This window comes from Mucilaginibacter sp. UR6-1 (assembly GCF_020880975.1).
Taxonomy (GTDB): Bacteria; Bacteroidota; Bacteroidia; order Sphingobacteriales; family Sphingobacteriaceae; genus Mucilaginibacter.
The window spans coordinates 556,417-575,588 of record NZ_JAJIWP010000001.1 but is presented as its reverse complement, the minus strand read 5'-3'; the positions used below and the strand labels follow the sequence as shown (position 1 = coordinate 575,588).

16 protein-coding genes and 2 pseudogenes are annotated in these 19,172 nt (G+C 47.5%); 13 read left to right on the top strand and 5 right to left on the bottom strand.

The genetic code is table 11. The features are described 5' to 3' along the window. Positions 1-274: 274 nt before the first annotated feature. From LJ707_RS02625 to LJ707_RS02610, 4 genes are all read left to right on the top strand, one after another. Entirely contained in the window at positions 275-1,189 is a 915-nt protein-coding gene (locus tag LJ707_RS02625) for a pirin family protein (RefSeq protein WP_255678707.1), read from the top strand. A 70-nt stretch (positions 1,190-1,259) separates the two neighbouring features. Then, complete coding sequence (locus tag LJ707_RS02620) at positions 1,260-2,297, top strand: LLM class flavin-dependent oxidoreductase (RefSeq protein ID WP_228949178.1); 1,038 nt, start codon at positions 1,260-1,262, stop codon at positions 2,295-2,297. A 41-nt stretch (positions 2,298-2,338) separates the two neighbouring features. After that, positions 2,339-3,223: a pirin family protein gene (locus tag LJ707_RS02615; protein WP_228949177.1), complete on the top strand. Its 885-nt coding sequence runs from the start codon at positions 2,339-2,341 to the stop codon at positions 3,221-3,223. Further along, a complete protein-coding gene (locus LJ707_RS02610; RefSeq protein WP_228949176.1) occupies positions 3,224-3,460 on the top strand; it encodes a hypothetical protein in 237 nt (78 codons plus the stop codon). On the opposite strand, the gene LJ707_RS02605 is transcribed toward LJ707_RS02610, so the two are convergent. Next, positions 3,453-3,812, bottom strand: a complete 360-nt coding sequence (locus LJ707_RS02605; protein WP_228949175.1) for a helix-turn-helix domain-containing protein — start codon at positions 3,810-3,812, stop codon at positions 3,453-3,455. The genes LJ707_RS02610 and LJ707_RS02605 overlap by 8 nt on opposite strands. Before the next feature lie 129 nt (positions 3,813-3,941). On the opposite strand from LJ707_RS02605, the gene LJ707_RS02600 reads away from it, so the two are divergent. Next, entirely contained in the window at positions 3,942-4,730 is a 789-nt protein-coding gene (locus tag LJ707_RS02600; protein WP_228949174.1) for an SDR family oxidoreductase, read from the top strand. 66 nt (positions 4,731-4,796) lie between these two features. Here the strand turns inward: LJ707_RS02600 and LJ707_RS02595 are convergent, their stop codons facing one another. Continuing rightward, on the bottom strand, positions 4,797-5,339 hold the full coding sequence (locus LJ707_RS02595) for a hypothetical protein (protein WP_228949173.1): 543 nt from the start codon (positions 5,337-5,339) through the stop codon (positions 4,797-4,799). 247 nt (positions 5,340-5,586) lie between these two features. Between LJ707_RS02595 and LJ707_RS02590 the strand changes: the two genes are divergently transcribed. The 7 genes and pseudogenes from LJ707_RS02590 to LJ707_RS02560 form a co-directional block, all read left to right on the top strand. After that, a complete protein-coding gene (locus LJ707_RS02590) occupies positions 5,587-5,994 on the top strand; it encodes a DUF1471 domain-containing protein (RefSeq protein WP_228949172.1) in 408 nt (135 codons plus the stop codon). Between the two features lie 48 nt (positions 5,995-6,042). Then, positions 6,043-7,098 carry a sensor histidine kinase gene (locus LJ707_RS02585; protein WP_228949171.1) on the top strand — a complete coding sequence of 352 codons (1,056 nt, stop codon included), beginning with the start codon at positions 6,043-6,045 and terminating at the stop codon, positions 7,096-7,098. A gap of 2 nt (positions 7,099-7,100) precedes the next feature. Next, positions 7,101-7,838 (top strand): LytTR family DNA-binding domain-containing protein, encoded by a 738-nt coding sequence (locus tag LJ707_RS02580; RefSeq protein ID WP_228949170.1) that lies wholly within the window; start codon positions 7,101-7,103, stop codon positions 7,836-7,838. Positions 7,839-7,941: 103 nt separating this feature from the next. Next, positions 7,942-8,661, top strand: coding sequence for a hypothetical protein (locus LJ707_RS02575; RefSeq protein ID WP_228949169.1), 720 nt, complete (start codon positions 7,942-7,944; stop codon positions 8,659-8,661). 316 nt (positions 8,662-8,977) lie between these two features. Then, the gene (locus LJ707_RS02570; RefSeq protein WP_228949168.1) at positions 8,978-10,783 is read left to right on the top strand and encodes an amidohydrolase; all 1,806 of its coding nucleotides are present in this window, start codon (positions 8,978-8,980) and stop codon (positions 10,781-10,783) included. 474 nt (positions 10,784-11,257) lie between these two features. Then, positions 11,258-11,455: a hypothetical protein gene (locus tag LJ707_RS02565; protein WP_228949167.1), complete on the top strand. Its 198-nt coding sequence runs from the start codon at positions 11,258-11,260 to the stop codon at positions 11,453-11,455. 24 nt (positions 11,456-11,479) lie between these two features. After that, positions 11,480-11,707 (top strand): annotated as a pseudogene (locus tag LJ707_RS02560) (amidohydrolase family protein); the annotation flags it as partial. A gap of 155 nt (positions 11,708-11,862) precedes the next feature. Here LJ707_RS02560 and LJ707_RS02555 read toward each other — a convergent pair. Next, a pseudogene (locus LJ707_RS02555) lies at positions 11,863-12,456 on the bottom strand (NADPH-dependent F420 reductase); the annotation flags it as partial. A gap of 197 nt (positions 12,457-12,653) precedes the next feature. Here LJ707_RS02555 and LJ707_RS02550 point away from each other — a divergent pair. Then, the gene (locus LJ707_RS02550; protein ID WP_228949164.1) at positions 12,654-13,235 is read left to right on the top strand and encodes a Crp/Fnr family transcriptional regulator; all 582 of its coding nucleotides are present in this window, start codon (positions 12,654-12,656) and stop codon (positions 13,233-13,235) included. Positions 13,236-13,994: 759 nt separating this feature from the next. On the opposite strand, the gene LJ707_RS02545 is transcribed toward LJ707_RS02550, so the two are convergent. Next, complete coding sequence (locus LJ707_RS02545) at positions 13,995-15,668, bottom strand: RagB/SusD family nutrient uptake outer membrane protein (protein ID WP_228949163.1); 1,674 nt, start codon at positions 15,666-15,668, stop codon at positions 13,995-13,997. A gap of 20 nt (positions 15,669-15,688) precedes the next feature. Next, positions 15,689-18,820: a TonB-dependent receptor gene (locus LJ707_RS02540; protein ID WP_228949162.1), complete on the bottom strand. Its 3,132-nt coding sequence runs from the start codon at positions 18,818-18,820 to the stop codon at positions 15,689-15,691. Positions 18,821-19,172 lie beyond the last annotated feature (352 nt).

The following is a 19,172-nucleotide window of genomic DNA, read 5'->3' as shown; positions in this document are numbered from 1 at the left end:
TCGATGAGTTTATGAGACATATATCATCTTCCCTCCCTGTAAGTATCCTTAAAATTGTTCTGTCTGCATCAAACACGATATTATGAGAACAGGAACCTGTCTGCCGCTAATTATGGCCGGCTATGATGACCATCATAAAAAATCCCTGACCGGCCGGGAAGGACCCGTTTTTCCCGGAAGTACGGGTAGATCGTTGCCCTGTTTCCGGGTGTCAGGATCAGTCGGTCTTAATCATATCAAACAACACATTTTCAATTAAAGTCAGGATCAGAATATGCTGGATATTGTCATTTCATCTCGTCAGGCGGAGATCATTCCGGGCTTCGTTGTCAAGCGCCTTTTGCCTTACCAGCTCAGGCGCATGATCGGGCCATTTATTTTTATGGATCATGGCGGGCCGGTCAGCATCCCGGCAACACTACACAGTGACCTTGATGTGTTGCCGCACCCCCACATCGGTCTTTCCACCGTCAGTTACCTGTTCAGCGGGGAGATCATGCACCGGGATTCGCTTGGCGTTGAACAGGCCATCAAACCGGGCGAGGTCAACTGGATGACGGCCGGTAAAGGTATCGCGCATAGTGAACGTTTCGAAGATCCGGCAATAAGAGCAGGCGGAAGTCTCGAAATGATACAGACCTGGGTGGCACTACCCGAAAAAGATGAAGAAGCGGAACCTACTTTTCACAACTACAAACCCGATCAGTTACCGGTATTTACGGATACAGGCGTTTGGCTGCGCCTGATCGCCGGAGAAGCTTTCGGGCTTAAAAGCGGGGTAAAAACCACGTCGCCCCTGTTTTACCTGCATGTGGTACTTGAGGCAGGCGCCCGTTTCGGTATACCGGCAGGCCATAGCGAAAGAGGCGTTTACATCGTTCACGGCAGTGTAACAGTAAACGGTACGCGCTACCAGGCCGGGCAACTGCTGGTCTTCAGTACCGGTGTTGATCCCGTGATCGTTGCCGAAGCACCCGCCACCTTAATGATGCTGGGAGGTGAACACCTGGGCGACCGTTACATCTGGTGGAACTTCGTATCAAGCCGCAGGGAAAGGATCGAACAGGCAAAAGAGGACTGGATGCAGGGAAGGATCCTGCTACCGCCTACGGATAACGAAGCTTTCATTCCCCTGCCTGAGAGCCACTCCAGACCGGCCGGCGGCCCGCCGCCGAACACTTTGTCCTGAACGGCGGCCCAGGCATCGGAAAAAAAAAACTATACGATCATATTAAAATCTAAAAATAAGGACACCCATCATGGAAATAGGCATAGACAGTTTTGCATCGGCGATGTACGGAAACAAGGAGTTGAGTAATGTTGATGCCATGGAGCAATTGCTGGACAGGATCGTCGCAGCGGATGAAGCCGGGCTGGATGTTTTCGGCATTGGCGAGCACCACAAAAAGGAATACCTGGACTCGGTACCTGCCGTGATCCTGGCGGCAGCGGCAGCCCGCACCAAAAGGATACGGCTGATGAGCGCGGTAACGGTGTTAAGTACGTCAGACCCGGTACGGGTATTCCAGCAGTTCGCAACGCTGGACATCATTTCAAAAGGCCGGGCAGAGATCATTGCCGGACGAGGCTCCGCCACAGAAGCATTCCCGCTGTTTGGTTACGACCTGAATGATTATGACGCTTTGTTCAAGGAGAAACTGAAGCTGCTGATCCAGCTCAGGGACGAGGAATTTGTTACCTGGTCGGGCAAGTTCAGGCCTGCTTTACATAACCAGCCGGTATATCCCCGCCCGGTGCAGGAAAAGTTACCGGTCTGGGTTGGTGTAGGTGGTACGCCACAATCATTTGTACGTGCCGGAATGCTGGGGCTTCCGCTGATGGTGGCTATTATAGGTGGCGAAACAGAGCGTTTCAGGCCACTGGTTGATCTGTACCGGAAGTCCGGTGCTGAAGCAGGTTTTAAACCGGAGGATCTGAAGGTGGGACTGCATTCGCCAGGCTACGTAGGCGATACTGATGAATCAGCTATCGCGGATTATTATCCGGGTTACATCGAGAACTGGACCAAGGTAGGCCGGGAACGGGGCTGGCCGCCGGTCACCAAAGCACAATTTGATGCGGGCGTATCGCCAAAAGGTGTCCTGGTGGTTGGCGGACCGGAAACGGTAGCCGAAAAGCTGAAAAGGCATAGCGAAGCGCTGGGCGGTGTTGACCTGTTCACCTTCCAGATGGATATTGCAGGCCTTACGCACCAGCAATTATTACGATCCATAGGCATCATCGGCAGCAAGGTGATCCCGCTGGTCAATCAGGATGTGGAAAAAGTCAACCCGTAGCCGTGCATCTAAACTCAACCATTTACGACCAATACTAAATTATGCAGAAAAAAAGCAGCTTTTCAACCCAGGGACAAAGAGCAGATATCGGCGAACTGGAAATATACAGGATGTTACCCAACCGGTATGCCGACGCAGTGGGCCCGTTCGTGTTCCTTGATCACATCGTGCCGACCATACAGACCAGGATTAATAAAGAAGGTACCGGTGCCCACCCGCACCGGGGCATCGCCACGCTGACCTATATCCTGAATGGAGAGGACGAGCACTTTGACAGTGCCGGGAATTATGCCATGGTACATTCAGGCGGCGTGCAATGGATGAATTCCGGCAAAGGCATTATTCATGACGAAACATTGAATTATGATTCTCAAACAGATTCCAAGGTCGTCCATGCATTGCAGTTCTGGATCAACCTGCCATCAGACATCAAAGCTGAAAAACCGGCTTACCTGGCGATCCAGGGAAGTGATGTGCCACGCAAAGACCTACCGGAAGGAAAAGGCTGGATCAAAGTGATCGCGGGAAAGTTCGAGGACCTGCGTTCAGTGATACCTGATTATTCGGAGCAGTTCCTTTACCATATCCATCTGGAGGCGGGTGCGGTTTTTGAGATCGCCCTTGCCGCTGAACTGGAAGCGGCTGCATACCTGCCGGAGATGCCGGGCATTATTAATGGGGAAAGGTTCAATGCGGGCGACTTTATAGAATTTGACAGGAAAGAAGGAACCGTAGAGCTGAAGAACAATGAAAAAAAAGCCACCGATATGCTGCTGTTCGGCGGAGGGCCTTACCAGGAACCGATCTTTGCAGAGGGACCATTTGTAATGAATTCCAAAGTAGACACAGCCATTGCTTACCGGGATTTCTACAATGGTGAATACGGCAAGATCGACTATGAGAAACAAAGAGGACAGGTAAAGTAATTGTTCAGTTATTATAATGTACAGATACTACTCAGCACAGACTTACCCGGAAATAAAATATTTGAAACAAGCGTAACAACGGAATGGCTCAGGGCCATTGAAGCTCTGAAGGATGTACCTGAAGCGGAACTTCAATGGTTTGCCGGTCAGGGAAAGGTAATTAAACTCCCATACCTGACGTACAGGGATGATACGGTCATCGTGATGTTCTTTGAAACACTTAATGATATCATTTAACTAAGGGGTCCCATGTTCCTGTAGCTCCAGGGTCGTCTATCTGTACGCCCCAGTCATACATCGCTTTTAATACCGGGATAAGGGTCTTTCCGCGTTCGCTTAGTTCGTACTCCACACGTGGCGGCTTTTCCATATAGCTATGGCGAATGATAAGGCCATCCTCCTCCAGCTCTTTCAATTGCTGGCTCAGTATTTTGCGGGAGATATCAGGCATTTGCACGCAAAGTTTACCAAAGCGTACCTGCCCCCCGTTAAGCAACCTCACGAGGATGATTGGTTTCCATTTATTCCCGATAAAGCCAACCGTGCGAACTACTGCGCAGTTCTCAGGGTTTTGCAGCATTTTTCTCATTAGTTACCTCCGTGTTACCAATATTTTACTTTAGTTACCACCTTGTAACTACCAATTATCCGGCTATACAAGAAAAGACATTAAGTGCTTTAGTAACTTTGCGAAACAAAAGTAAATAAAAATCATATCATGAACGATAGCAGCAGAGAACTTGAAGGAAAGATAGCCGTGGTGACCGGTGGCACCAAAGGCATTGGCAAAGCAATTGCCGAGAAATTAGCTGAGGCCGGTGCAAGGGTAATAGTTGTGGCACGGAACCAACCGGATGAGAAGGTTAACAGCTACCACTTTATACGCGCGGATCTGTCCCTTACAGAAGAAGTGACCAGGGTGGCATACGAGATTGGCCACCTGTACGGTGCGGCGGATATCCTGATCAATAACATGGGCGCTAACACCTTTCCCGGTGGCGGTTTCGGTACCCTGACAGATGAGCATTGGGACCAGGCCCTGCAGATCAATTTGCTTGCCTCGGTACGGCTGGACCGGGCATTGCTGCCCAAAATGCTGGAACGCAAAAGTGGCGTGATCATCCACGTATCTTCTACCAGTGGCCCTTTCCCTATCTGGGAGTCTACTATGGCTTACAGTGCAGCCAAATCAGCGCTGAACACTTACAGCAAATCATTGTCAGACCAGGTCGCTCCTCAGGGCATCAGGGTAATCACGGTATCTCCCGGGCTGACCAAAACAGAAGCCATGGCCGGTTTTTTGGATGAACTTGCAAAAAATGCCGGCAGCACGATAGAAGATATTACGCAGCAGCTTTTTCAACGGGTTGGCGGTGTACCGCTGGGGCGAATGGCAGAACCGGAAGAAACAGCAGCGTTAGTGCAATTCCTGGTTTCACCACGCGCATCATACATTACCGGGGCAAATTACGCGATAGACGGTGGGAATTTTCCGGTAGCGCGATAAGTTCACAAACAAAGGCCGCCTGCTTATCCGGTGGCCTTTTCGTTGCAATCAATAAACATGACAAGATCAATCCCTGTCCGTTCCGTCATCGTCATCGCGGTATTGCTGATGGGTACGAAAATCATATTTTAAACCCTGCTTTTCAACTTTCCGCTTTTCGTGATTTACATATATCAGTAAATACCTTGGGTCGCTGGCAGGATCTTCCGCATCAAAATCAAAAGCGGCAAAATCAAACTCGGGCACAACATTCCTGGCGATCACTTTTTTAGGCATGTTCAGCGTGAAGAAGGTCTGATCTTCGTTCAAAACGATCTCCCCAAACTTAGCGCCATCCATGTCCCAGATATCCAGCCTGTCATTAATATCCAGCCTGATGGAAATAACGCCATCGCCGCGCTGTGTTTCTTCTGTAAATGAACTGAATGTTGCGCCTTGATAGATCAGCTTTTCACCTGTTTTAATAATCCCTTTGGTCGAATTGGTATCAGCTTTATTATTTTGTTGAACCTGAAAACTGATCGTATCAGCCTGCACGGCATCATTGCTGTCACTTTGCGAGCAACCGGCTATCGCGGTAAATAATGCCATTAACATGGTTCTTTTCATAATATTGAACTTTTGATATCAAACGTCAAACTTTTGAAAAGGTTAGCTTGCCGGGATCCGATTTTATCGGATTGGCATATACAAAAAGCCCGTTCACATAATAGAATTTCGTAATGATAAGGCCAGGTATACTTTTGATCCCGGTTTCGATGATAAGTGGCCGAAGGGAATAATTAAACTATTATGATCTTCGGCACACACCTTAACCCAATGAACATCTATCTATTAATCATAAAAAAAATCGAAAATGAAAAAGACAACAACAATTTTCCTCGTTACATTCCTGGTTATGGGTTTGTTAGCGGCATGTTCTACTCCTTCGTACTTTGGCAAAACCTATTCCCCGACGCAGAATGTTGATGTTTACCTGGACAAGGCGGATGTGAAAAAGCCGTTTACTACAATGGGTACTACCAAGGTAGGAAAAGGCTTCAGCTCACTGGAGTCAGCTCAGCAAAAAGTAATAGAATTAGGGAAAGCTAAGGGCGCGGATGGTGTGATCATGAGCCTGACAGAAGAAGTGATCAGCACGCAGCAGACTGGAACAGGGGTTGTGACACAAAACAAGAAAAAAAACGTTACCGGTACGTCCAGCTCAACTACGATGGACGTTAAATCGAAAAAAATAACCGCTACATTTATTAAATACGAATAAGGTACAGCCCAGAAAAAGGAACAGCCAGAACCGATCGATATGTATGCAATGCCCGTAAATTTTATAAAGACCAACAGCAGGCGCCTGCTGTTACTGACCGTGTTCTCGCTGTTTATTTACGGCTCGTTCTTTATGCTTTCTTACCTGGTCACACCCGAAAAGACACTTCAGAACTTTGCCGGACAGGATGGGCTTGCGATGGGGATATTAAGCTTTGTCGCAGAATCGATCATCACCCATTATGTACTGATCTTCGTCGTGATACTGCCTGCCATGCACGGGCAACGCAGCCGTCTGAATGCATTGGGGATCACGGTGATCCTGTTCCTGTTGAAATTCGCGGTCAATTACTGTACCTACCTTTACGAAAGCGGTCATCGCACTGCGGCCGTAACGAAGTTATCTGAGCGCTCGCTGGGTTGGATACTGGTGATCTCTTATGTGTTTACCATGGTCAGCAGTCTTTCGGTAGCCTTACTGGTGGAATGGGTGAACAAAAGCAAAGAGCGGATGATGCTGGAAAAGCAAAAGACCGAAGCAGAACTGGTGGCATTAAAGCACCAGATCAATCCACATTTTTTATTCAACTCACTGAGCTTTATCTATGGGAAATTGATGAGAACGGACAGGGAAACGGCCGATTCGGTACTGATGCTGGCCAATATCATGCGGTACTCGTTAGGGACCGGTGAAAATGTGGATGGCAAGGTGAATATCATGGATGAACTGGAGCACCTCAGAAATGTGATCGAGATCAATCAGCGTCGCCATAACCATACCCTGAATATCCGGTATGAGGAGCAGGTCGAAGACCAGTCCATCAGCATATTGCCTCTGGTACTGATCACGCTGGTGGAGAACGCATTTAAACATGGCGACCTGCATGATCCGGATCAACCGCTGCAGATACTGACGCATACCCGGGTGAATGAACTTAGCTTTCGCATTGAAAATAGAAAAGGCAACGGGATCAAAGAGCTTTCCAATGGTGTCGGGCTGCAAAACATCAGGCAGCAACTGAAGCTGACGTATGGCAGCCGCTGTTCATTCCAGATCGAAGATACCGGCGAACATTTCAGGGTAGACTTAAACATAACATTTTAGGTATGATAGACTGTGTGATAATAGATGACGAACAACATGCAATAGACCTGCTGCTCCAGCACATCAGCCAGGTACATTTTCTGCGCGTGGCCGGTACGGCTACCAACGCGGTAAAGGGACTGCAGATGATCACTGATCTGAGACCGGGGCTGGTTTTCCTGGACGTGCAGATGCCGCACCTTACCGGTATAGAGATACTGAAACTCATCAGTAAGGACAGCCACATCATCATGACCACGGCTTACAAAGAATATGCTTTGGAAGGATTTGAACATGCTGTAGTGGACTACCTGCTGAAACCCGTACCGTTCCTCCGCTTTCTGAAAGCGGTGAACCGTTTATGGACGACGCACACCAGTGTCAAACCCCTTGCCGGGCAGGATCACTACGTCTTTGTCAAAACAGAGCAAAAAGGCAAACTCCTGAAGATCGACTCCCGCCGGATCACTTATATTGAAGGGCTGAGCAATTATGCGGTCATTCATATGGACGACCAGAAAAAAATTATCACCTATCTAAAGCTGAAAGAGCTTTCAGAACATCTGTCTTCGAGGGGGTTTGTCCGTATACATAAGTCATTCATTATTTCGCTCAGTCATCTTACGGCGGTAGAAGGTAATATGGTGAGGATATTGAATGAGGAGCAACCGATCTCCATCGGCGATGCTTACCGCAAGGATTTCTTTGATTTTATAAACACCAAGATGCTCTCCTCGCCCCCTGATCATACGGTCAATTAATACAATACTTAGGTAATATACAATTTCAGGCACAGGCACACCGACAGCCTTTTCGTAAGGCGTTATAGCCTTGCTATGCCCGGACAACTTAAAACAACCAGCAATGAAAAACAACACGCTTATATCCAGTACATTCAAAAATATTTGTAGCCTGTTTACCTTTATCTTATTGTCACTCTGCGCAACGCAGGTTTCAGCGCAACGGTCTCTGATCGCCGCAGCGCTTTCAAAACATGGCGTCGATCCGTCTTTTCTGGATCCTGCAAACCTGAGAACACCGGTTGACTGTGCTTTCAGCCTGAAGGAATCTACGATCACTGCCGGCAAAACTAAAGTACTTGAGGCCAGGTTCGATCCATCAGCTACCGGCAGGGAGCAGTGGAAAGTAATCTCGGTAAACGGCAAAGCACCATCGCTTTATGAGACCAACACGTTCCGTAATACCCGGGAAAAACCGCCGGTTGACAAACCGGACGAGGCTACCTACAAAATAGACACCGAAACAGCAGAGCGGTTGGTGGTCAGCTATAAAATTGACGCGGCATCAATACCGAAGGATGCGGTATTCCTCAGGGATTGCCGGGCCGTACTGACGGTCGACCTGCGGACAAAGCAGTTGCTAACACTGCAATTGGTCAATGAAAAGCCGGTGAAGATCGGTCCGCTAACCGCCAAAAAATTTGAAATAGTAACAACATATTCCTATGATAAACAATCCAGGCGTTATTTTCCTTTAAGTGATATTTTGGATATGGAAGCCGCGTTTCTGGGCAAGACCGTCACCACGAGGGTCGAAAACGTTTATTCGGGTTACAGCAAATGAGTTCGACGACCTGATCCATATGATGACCGTAAAAGCCTGATTTTCCGGTGGGAACATCAGGCTTTTGTGTTTAACAGGTTCATGTACCCAAATGATAGCAGGAAGTTATTACCACAAAGCGATCATTTTTGGGGAAATTCTTAATGACAAATGTCGCCTACATTTTATATCAATTCTCATCGTCTTGAGACATCTGTCAGTACCAAATTTACAGTGTAAAAACTCAACAAAGTATTGCTGGCAAAATGAAGGCCTTAAGCCGAAAAGCTCAGCAGGACTTTAGCAAGGGTTATTGCCGATCACTAAAAACTTACATATGAAAAAAACGCTTACACTACTTACAGCGGTCCTGACCGGTTTCGGATCACTGGCACAGACGGGACCAGCACCGGCAGGTGCCGACCTGATCGTTTATCACGCGAAGATCACGACCCAGACAGCCGCCCAGCCGGAAGCGTCGGCACTGGCCGTTAAGGCAGGAAGGATATACGCCGTCGGTTCTGATGAGAAAATTTTAAGCCTGAAAGATGGCCACACCAAGCTGATCGACGCGGACGGGCGACGTTTGATACCGGGACTCGAAGATTCCCACATGCACCCGCTGAACGAAAGGAATTTTACCCATAAGGTAAAATGGGATGGTGTGCCGACACTCAAACGTGCGCTGGAAATGCTGACGGAACAGGCGGCCAGAACCCCCGAAGGACATTGGGTAAAAGTGACCGGGGCATGGTCTCCGTACCAGTTCAAGGAAAACCGCGAGCCTACCATTGAAGAGCTGAATAAAGCAGTGCCTGATAAACCGCTTTGGATCCAGTATGCTTACAACAGGCTATGGCTTAACAAGGCTGCCATGAAGTTTTATGGCATCGGCACACCAAAATTCAAGGCCGAGCCCGGTACCGTTCTTCACAAAGACAAGAAAGGTAATTTCACGGGCGTAATCGACGCCAACACATTCGTGTTCGTTGCCTTGGATGCCATGCTGCCAACAGCGTCACCGGCAGAGGAAGTGAGTTCGCTGGAATACCTGATCAGGGACCTGAACCGTTTCGGGCTCACCACGGTCATTGAGAATTCCAGCGTAGTCCCCTACCCTCAGGGCCACGCACCGATCGAAACCCTGATCAAAGAAAAAAGGATGAATATCCGTTTTCCTTTCGTTGACCTTGGGTTTACCTACGATCCCAACAAAAGCTGGGTAGACACCGAAATAGAACGGGTGACGAAGATCTCGCCGATAAGCCCGGGGCAAAACCTGAACCCGGATATGGAACACGGCCATGAATATGAAGGTACCGGGGAGGTATTAAGTCCGGAGGTGCATGACCACGAGAATTTTGACAAGCCTGCGATCATCATTCCTGCAGACAAGATGAAAAAGTATGCTGAAGAATATGTGAGTAAACTGATCAAAAACAGGATCCCGTTCCGCGTACACATGACCTATAATGAGAACCTGACGCCATTCCTGGATGCGTTCGAAGAAGTGGTCAAGACAACACCGCTGGATGGTATGCGCTGGGCTGTTGAACATGCAGAGACCATCAGCGATGAAAATATCGCCAGGATAAAAAAGTTAGGCGGCGGTATCGCGCTTGACAACAAAATGGCGTTGCATGGTGAGGGCTTTGCGAAGACCTATGGTATCGAAAAAGCGATGTATACCCCAAGGTTCGGTGCGCTGAAAAAAAGCGGCATTCCCTTATCACTGACCACAGATGCCTTCCGCGTATCTCCCGCTAACCCTTGGACGGGTATCAGCTGGGCAGTGACCGGAAGATCTGTATCAGGTAAAGTGATACTGGCTGAAGATAACCGCCTCACCCGCCAGGAAGCGCTCCAGTTATACACCATCGGGGCAGCCTGGTTCGAAAATGAGGAACTTGAGAAAGGCCGTATCGCACCGGGAAACCTTGCCGATTTTGTATTGCTGAGTGAGGACTATTTTACCATCCCGGACGATAAGATCAAAGATCTGCAATCGGTGCTGACCGTGGTTGGCGGAAGAGTAGTATATGGCTCGGGTAAATATAGCGACCTTTCTCCCCAGCTCCGGGAAGTACTGCCGTCGTGGTCACCGATCAGATACTTCGGTGGTTATCACTTTGGGGATAATTAAGATCAGGCCATTTCCGACAGGCCGGACACTTTACTTCAGTGCTATCCTACTATACAGACCATTGGATCCGGATATTAAAAATCACTTCTACCTATTCATAACAATCATAAGAGCCGATCGATCTCGGCCCTTATTTTTTGTATCGGTCGCCTTGGACAACGGGGTTAGAACTTATCCTTTGTCAGACAGGAAATCCACCGACCCGGAAGTTTCCGGATGCAGGAACTCATTCAGACCGGCAACCGGCGAAAGCCGGATCCGGCCGTTTGCAGGCCTTCGGAATCAATAATTGCCGAACGACAAATGTCGCCGTCATTTCTTATCAATTCTCATCGTCTCAAGAAAGCGTCCGTTACCAGTTTTACGTCATGGGGTCACTGAATATCTGTCGGCGTGACTAAGCGGAATCAACGTTTAAACCGGTCAGTAACTTCTTCAGGAGGGCTCATTATTGGTAATTCAAAAACTTTACGTATGAAAAAAATCATTACCCTGATTACAACGGTCCTGATCGGTTCAGGAACACATGCCCAGACCGGCCAGGCATCAACAGGCGCTGACCTGATCGTTTATCACGCCGGCAAAGCCGTTTCGGGTAACGTGCTGCTGGCCGAGGATAACCGTTTCACCCGTGAAGAAGCACTGAGACTGTATACGATCGGAGCCGCTTGATTCGAGAATCATGAAAATGAGAAAGGGCGCATCACACCGGGCAATCTTGCAGACTTCGTGCTGTTAAGCGACGATCTGTTCTCTATTCCGGACGAGCAGATCAAAGACCTGTCTTCGGTGCTGACGGTCGTAGGCGGCAGAGTGGTTTACGGATCCGGTAAGTACAGTGATCTTTCGCCAAAGATCGCTGATGTCATTCCTTCCTGGTCGCCTGTAAAATATTTTGGTGGCTACCAGTTTGGAAAAAAATAAGGCTTTAAGAATATGTTTGAGGTAGTCAACATGATCTGACAATGATTGGGGGCTGGTCAACACCGGCCCCCGATCGTTAACTGACGCATTACCGGCTTACCGGAAATTTCCCTGCTGATCAGAACTTAACGCACTTGTCCGAAACCCGCTCCGGCTTAGTTAGGGTAGCTGACAAGGTTCTGAACAGATAGCGCTTTGGCAAATTCAGTTAACGGAGATGCCTGCTGAAGGTCGCCGAGATCAATTCCGGCAAAGCCAAATTCTGTGATGATCTTTCCGACCGTATCTTTAGCGTCAGGGTGATCACCTGAAAAGAAAATCACGCGATTCCCGCTGCCTGTCTGCGGGTCCGCATCCAGCGTTGCGGCCATCAGGGTATTGAAGGCTTTAACCACTTTGGCTCCTGGTATCTGTTCAGAGATCACAACACTCGTAGGCTTGTCCGTCGCGGCACTATTCATATTGTTCGTGGCGTCGATAACGATCTTCCCGGCGAGTTGATCTTTGACTTTGCCTAAGGCCTCCGGAGCCTGGTCCCACATCACGGCGAGAACGACCAGGTCAGCATTAGCCGCTTCTTCACTGGTGCCTGCTGAGGCCAGTTCGCCGAGTTCTCTGATCAGGGCCTGCAATGAATCAGGGCCTCTTGAATTGGAGATGATAACAGGGTAACCTGCTTTTACAAATTTTTTTGCCAGTGCCTTACCGATATGGCCTGCACCGATAAATCCGATTTTCATAATTGATAATTTCTTTGAAAGTAAATAATGTAAAAGTGCCTATGTAAGCGGTCAGTAAACGATGAGGTATGATAAAAAATAATAGTGACAATTGTCGGTATCCTGATCTTCAGAGGTATAATCTGTCATGATCACTGTAGAAGGAAACAATATTTTAACAGAAGGATATTTATTCGTAAATTACGATGAGATTGGGGTTATAATAAATGTATCAGAGACTGATCAATTACATTGAAAGATATTCAGGTTTACAACTAAATTACTCGGAAATAGCGGCGATCAAAGTTGCTTTCCAGCCGAAGACGCTACGTAAAAGACAGTTCCTGCTGAAGGCGGGAGAAGTGTCAAAGTATACGGCATTTATCACACAGGGCGCAATGCGCCAGTATTGTATAGACGATAAAGGCAATGAGAAGGTCACTCAGCTTTATGTGGAAGAATATTGGGCGGACGACCGTGAGAGTCTGACATCGCCGGAGCCCTCCGTTTACAATATCGATGCCTGGGAAGACACGGAAATGCTCATTATCACGCCTAAAGCCATTTACGACCTTGCGGAACAGGTCCCCGCTTTGGCGCAGATGTTACGTGTCATGGATGACAGGCATGCGATCGCTTTGCACAAGAGGCTGAACTCCATGATCTGCGGCACCGCTGAAGAGCGCTATCTGGAATTCGCTAACAAGTACCCGCACTTTGTTCAGCGTTTTCCCCAGCACTACATTGCGTCTTATTTGGGAATCACTAAAGAAACCTTAAGCAGGATCAAAAGGCAAACCATACGTTGAACCGTTTAACAGTAAGGGCACCCGGTGTTTAAAAAACGGCCTTGATGATCTTATCTGTGCCATTGATCAGATCATTGATCTCGGCTTCTTCGGGCTCGCGTTTCTTACTCTGAAGACAAAGCAGGTTCAGCTCGCTTAGCAGGCCGATGTGACGGTAAACCGGGAAGTCGATGACCTCGTTCTTTCCTAAGAAAAAATGTCACACTGAATGTCACACTAAACTATGCGAAACCGCACATAAAATGAGTACTTTCTGAAATGAAAAAAGCCTTTAAATCAACGATTTAAAGGCTTTTAAAATGTTTTAACATGGTTATCAGCGGTGAGGGAGGGATTTGAACCCACTCTCCTATTTGTTTGATTATCTATTATTTAAACACTTTTCAATTTCGTGTCACCACGATTGTCACACTATTATTTTATAGCTGTTAATTCAAGAATAAATTTAATCAAAAAGTATCAATTTTCGAAAATTAATTAAATTGAATAATTCATTAACCTGAAAGTATTCAAAAATTTCAATGTGAATTTTTGAAAATATCTTTCCACTTTGCATATTTAGTCTACTAACTCATGGAGCCATTTGGATTTGATAAACTTCCCGAAATTATACGTCAGTTATTCGAAAAAGTAGAACATATAGAGCAAATGCTTCAAAAATTTGAAGACCAAAGAAATAAAGAGACTGCCCATTTATCATGCGCTCTGATAGTTTGAGCTAATCGTGAACGTGTCCAGCTGGAACAGTCTCTTTACGATTTAGTAACCTTTTGCCTGCTGCGCACTCTGCAGGTTCGGGTTTCTGTCCGTAGCGGTCAACGGATACGGGAATAAATAGAATTTATCTTCCCATTTTCTGACCTGACTCAGGTCATTAGTGATATCGCGAACATCCTTGATTACGGCCGCTCCTATTCTTAGCCGGCGAATATCCAAAAACCTTCTGCCCTCAACGGCCAGTTCGATATGGCGTTCATTCAGAATAAGCGTGCGCAGGTTATCTTTGCTGTTATACTTCGCCTGATCGACGTTTGGCATACCCGCACGGTTTCTGACTTGATCGAGCGCTGCATAGATCGCTGCATTCGGCCCGGTTATTTCGTTTTGTGCTTCGGCGTAGGTTAACAACACTTCCGCATAGCGAATAAGCTGGTAGTCATTGTTGCCATTCTGTTCCTGTATGTAATTCGGGTCGGCGACCTTTCTGAAATTATAACCGGTTTTTGAATTATTATTCCCGCCCTTGCCCCATACGAATGTTGCTACTGAACCATTAATAAACATTTTGTTACCCGGGAATAAGATAGAGGCATAAAGCCTGGTATCCCGGTTTTTAAACTCCGCCAGGTACGGCGCACCATAATTTCCGCCATTGTAGTTGGCAGCACGCTGGGCGGCTGTAGGCAGCGTTGTCACCGGATCACCATTACGGTTACCATAGCTGTTAACCAGGTCTTGGGTTGGCGTAACTGAGCTCCACCCGTTGAATGAGCCTGGAAACAGGAAAGTTGTTACCCTCGTCGGGTTGATATTTTCAGCATATTGGCTGCTAAGAATTACTTCGCTGTTCCTTTCATTAACCGACCAAAACTGCTGGCTATAGCTAACGAGGCCCTTGTAGAACTTTGCCTTATCCGCATTGTCCTGAAAGTCGACCAGCTGGCTGTAATCCTCGCTCAGGTCGCTGGAAGAAGGGTCTTTGGTAAATAGTTTATAAACCCCCAAGTCCATCACCGCCTTTGCGTCTGCTGCCGCCTCGTCGTATTTTTTATAAAATAATGCGGCGCGCGCACGCAGGGCAAGTGCGGCCCCTTTGGTAATCCGGCCATATTCGTCACCTCCGCCATTCGCATAAGCTGCTGGCAGGTCGGGTGCCGCTGCTTTTAGCTCCGCTAACACAAAATCAAGCACTGCAGCCTGGGGCGATGGCGCTATTTTGGCATCTTCCGGGTTTACAACGTCGCTTGTGATCAAAGGTACAGGGCCAAAAATAGCAGCCAGATTGAAGTAAGAAAAAGCCCTTAGTGCCCTGACCTCGGCAATATAGCGCTTCCTTAAGCTTTCGTCCATGGGAACATTACCGACCCTGGAGAGGAAAAAGTTAAAACGGCGTATGCCATTGTAACGGCCACCATAGCCCATGTCGAGGTTTACAGTGACATTTCCCGCGCCCACAGCAGTCGCATTACTTTCCCAGGGATACTGCGCGTAAGCATCGTCTGTCATCGCGTCAAAATAAATATCATTCTGACTGCCATCAAGGTATCCGTAACAGCCGTTTAAAGCCAGTAAGGCATCGTTCGGAGTTTTAAAGAAGGTTTCGGCAGCTATAATATCGTTCGGAAACTGTTCCAGGTTCTTCTTGCACCCCGCTGCAAAAAAAGCGGTGAACAGGACACCATAGCCAATATATCTTAGTTTAAATTTTTTCATTTCAGTATATTTTAAATTGATCAGAAAGTAACATTTAGTCCCAATGAGCTCGTCTTCAACTGGGGATAAGATGGCCTGCCAGATGGTGCCTCCGGATCAAAATCCTTCATGCGCTTATCACCGCGAATGGTGAACAGGTTATTTGATGTGAAGTAAACCTTGATGTTGCTGGCACCGATCCTTTTTGAGATCTTCTCCGGGAAATTATAGCCCACGGTCAATGCCTTAACACGAAAATAGGAGGCATCATATAACCAGAAACTATTGGTCACCGTATTTTGGGTATTGTTTTCTGACAGCAACAGGCGCGGGTAAACGGCGTTCGCATCCGGATTAGCCGGTGTCCATCTTCCCTGGTGATAGGCTCTTATACCGGAGCCGTTGAAGAAAGCATTAGACGCCTCTCCTTCCAGATAGGTTTTTAACCCTAAAACGCCCTGGCCGATAACAGCGAGGTCAAAACCCTTGTAACTCAAAGACAGGTTTACACCATAGTACTTATAAGGCACGTCATTGCCTACCACTACCCGATCCTTATCGTTGATCACTCCGTCCCAGTTCTGGTCCACAAACCTAATGTCGCCTGCCCCTGTTCCGTTGGCCTGGAATGGCGAAGCAGCCACTTCTGCCGCATTCCTGAAAAGCCCGTTGGCCTGATACATGTAATAGGATCCGATCGCTTCGCCTACCCGGTTAATGTAAAAGCCGGAAGGCGGTAATTCCTTTAAGCCGTTCAAATCTTCGATCTTATTCCATATCCTTGTGAAGTTTCCGCCTACGGAATAGTTGACCTCACCAATCTTATTACTGTAATTTAGGGTTAACTCTATCCCCTTATTTCTTACAGAGCCTGCATTTATACTGGGAATTGAAGTTACACCGGCTTCCTGAGGGACTGAATTTGCATTGCTCAGCAGGATATTCTTAGTCAATGCGTCATAGGCATCTACCTGTATCGACAGGCTTCTGTTGAACAAGGTGGCATCTACGCCTATATTTTTCATTTCCTTCTTTTCCCAGGTCAGGAATGGGCTCGGTAAACGGCCCGGCCATGCACCATCCACGAACGTGCCGTTCAGGAATGCACCCCTGCCTGTCGATATACCGCCGAAATAATCGTAAAAGCCAACATTGCCGACATTACCCAGCAAGCCCCAGGAACCGCGCAGCTTTAACTCATTCACCCATTTCGCTTTTTGCAGGAAACTTTCCTGGGAGATTCTCCAGCCAACCGATGCGGATGGATAAGTACCGCCGCGGTGTCCTGGCGCAAATTGCGACGATTCATCATGCCTCAGGTTTCCTTCGAGCAGATAACGGTTCCTAAAGGAGTAATTTAAGCGGCTGAAATAAGAAATGAATGTCCGGGTATTGATCGAACCGTTAGCCGAAGTATTGGCCGGATCTGTTGAACCTGCATTGATCGCATCTAAATTTTGACTGGGAAATTTATTCCTGGAAACACCAATGGCGCGCTCATTGTAATATTCATAAGATGAACCACCTAGTACTTTAAAATCATGTTCACCAAAAGTTTTTGTGTACGAAACAGTGGCTTGGGTTAGCAACCTTGAATTTGTATACCAGTTCTCGTTTAGATTATTGGTATTCACACCTGTGCCGGCGATGGGCTGCTTGGTAAAAAAATCGATGATCGCAGGCCTTGTCGCTGTAAATGTGGAAAATACCTCTGATTGCGTATAATAGGAAGCATTGCCATCTACTGATAAGCCGGCTACCGGCTTGAACGAGGCATCAAGGGCTGTGGTCAGTCTGTTCGCATAACTATTAGATCTTCCACCGTTTTCGAGTATAAAAAGCGGGTTGTTATTAGCGAGAGTAACATCGATGCTGCCCCCATTGACCGATCCCCAGTTACCATCGCTTTGTTTATTGACAAATAATGGGGTCATCCTGGCAAGGGTAGACAGATCCAGTGAACCTTTTGAGTTGTTTATGGCGTCCCTGATGAATGAAATATTGGTTCCAATGGTCAGTTTATCATTAACCTGGGTTTGGCTGTTCGAACGAAGCGAATAGCGCTGCAATTGTTTACCGGGGAAAAGGGATGCCTGATTTAAATAGGAACCGCTTGCATAATAACGGGTTTTGCCCCCACCGGTAACATTTATTTCGTGTTCCTGCAACGGCGCATTGCTCCGGAGGGTCAGGTCGTACCAGTTATTATTTGGATACAAATCCGGATCGGTCTGCCCGGTGATCTTCTGGATGACCTCGGGTGTGTATTGCGGCGTTCTGCCGGCATTGGTTAGCGCTTCGTTCTTTAATACGGCATAATCATACGAACCGAGTACCTTAGGTAAATAAGCTGCCTTTTGCCAACCGTAAGTGCCGTTGTACGCGATAACGGCTTTGCCCCCGGTGCCTTTTTTTGTGGTTACCAGGATGACGCCGTTAGCCGCGCGCGAACCGTAGATCGATGCGGATGCCGCATCTTTTAACACGGATATACTCTCTACATCGCGGGGATTAATGCGCGAAAAAAACGCACCGTCCAAAATTACCCCGTCAACAACATATAAAGGTTCCGGTGCGCCCAGGTTGCCACGGCCACGTACAGTAATGCCGCCGATATCGCTGCCGACATCGCCCGGACGAGATATGACAGTCAGGCCCGGTGTTGTACCCTGCAGGGCATTATTTAATGAAATCACGGGGCGGTCGGTCAACAGCTTTGTCGGTACGGTGTTAATAGAGCCGGTAACTTTAGCCTTTGATTGTGTGCCATAGCCAACTACAACTACTTCCTGCAGGGCCGAGTTGGACGGCTGCATCGTTACATTGATAACTGTTTTACCCGCAACCGGAATCTCCTGTGAGGTATAACCTAAAAAACTGAAAACGAGGATCGCGTCATCAGCAACACTGATGGTGAACTTACCGTTTGCATCAGTTGAGGTTGCGGCAGTTTGCCCTTTAACCTGTATGGTCACACCAGCCAGGACGTCGCCTTTTGCGTCTTTCACCGTGCCCGTGACGGTCATTTTCGGCTGTTCTGTAATGCGACTTAAGAGCTCTGACATCACATCATCATGAATTATCGATTCCTTGGCCGCGAACACTTCGCCGTGCGCAACAATGTTGAAAATAGCGACTAATAAGGCCGGCAGGAAAATTTTTCTCTTTTGCATGGAAAAGAGACGGCATCCGCCATGTTTTTGGTAATTTTTCTTCATAGTACTTGGTTATTATAATTTGGTATGCATATAGTATCAAAACTTGGATGAGGAATTTTGGTATCCGGTTTCCCCCTGATTCGTGTGCTTCTTTTCATAATTTTTCTATTTAGTGTATATTCGATTTATTCACAGGTCTACACCGATTTCATGTTGACGGTAAACCGTACCGTCAAAAACCTGTCAGTGCACGTTGTCCATGTGTGGGCCAACGGAAACGTCAACTTCACCGGAAAAAACACACGTTAACCATATCCATGATTCAGGTTATTGATATCCTGATCGATCAAGGTCAGTTCATTTTTCC

Excerpts from the sequence above, each read along its gene's own strand:
- LJ707_RS02590 (WP_228949172.1), top strand. The coding sequence starts at position 5,587 with ATGAAAAAGACAACAACAATTTTCCTCGTTACATTCCTGGTTATGGGT.
- LJ707_RS02605 (WP_228949175.1), bottom strand. The coding sequence starts at position 3,812 with ATGAGAAAAATGCTGCAAAACCCTGAGAACTGCGCAGTAGTTCGCACG.
- LJ707_RS02625 (WP_255678707.1), top strand. The coding sequence starts at position 275 with ATGCTGGATATTGTCATTTCATCTCGTCAGGCGGAGATCATTCCGGGC.
- LJ707_RS02585 (WP_228949171.1), top strand. The coding sequence starts at position 6,043 with ATGCCCGTAAATTTTATAAAGACCAACAGCAGGCGCCTGCTGTTACTG.
- LJ707_RS02615 (WP_228949177.1), top strand. The coding sequence starts at position 2,339 with ATGCAGAAAAAAAGCAGCTTTTCAACCCAGGGACAAAGAGCAGATATC.
- LJ707_RS02565 (WP_228949167.1), top strand. The coding sequence starts at position 11,258 with ATGAAAAAAATCATTACCCTGATTACAACGGTCCTGATCGGTTCAGGA.
- LJ707_RS02600 (WP_228949174.1), top strand. The coding sequence starts at position 3,942 with ATGAACGATAGCAGCAGAGAACTTGAAGGAAAGATAGCCGTGGTGACC.
- LJ707_RS02595 (WP_228949173.1), bottom strand. The coding sequence starts at position 5,339 with ATGAAAAGAACCATGTTAATGGCATTATTTACCGCGATAGCCGGTTGC.
- LJ707_RS02545 (WP_228949163.1), bottom strand. The coding sequence starts at position 15,668 with ATGAAAAAATTTAAACTAAGATATATTGGCTATGGTGTCCTGTTCACC.
- LJ707_RS02550 (WP_228949164.1), top strand. The coding sequence starts at position 12,654 with ATGTATCAGAGACTGATCAATTACATTGAAAGATATTCAGGTTTACAA.
- LJ707_RS02575 (WP_228949169.1), top strand. The coding sequence starts at position 7,942 with ATGAAAAACAACACGCTTATATCCAGTACATTCAAAAATATTTGTAGC.
- LJ707_RS02540 (WP_228949162.1), bottom strand. The coding sequence starts at position 18,820 with ATGCAAAAGAGAAAAATTTTCCTGCCGGCCTTATTAGTCGCTATTTTC.
- LJ707_RS02570 (WP_228949168.1), top strand. The coding sequence starts at position 8,978 with ATGAAAAAAACGCTTACACTACTTACAGCGGTCCTGACCGGTTTCGGA.
- LJ707_RS02580 (WP_228949170.1), top strand. The coding sequence starts at position 7,101 with ATGATAGACTGTGTGATAATAGATGACGAACAACATGCAATAGACCTG.
- LJ707_RS02620 (WP_228949178.1), top strand. The coding sequence starts at position 1,260 with ATGGAAATAGGCATAGACAGTTTTGCATCGGCGATGTACGGAAACAAG.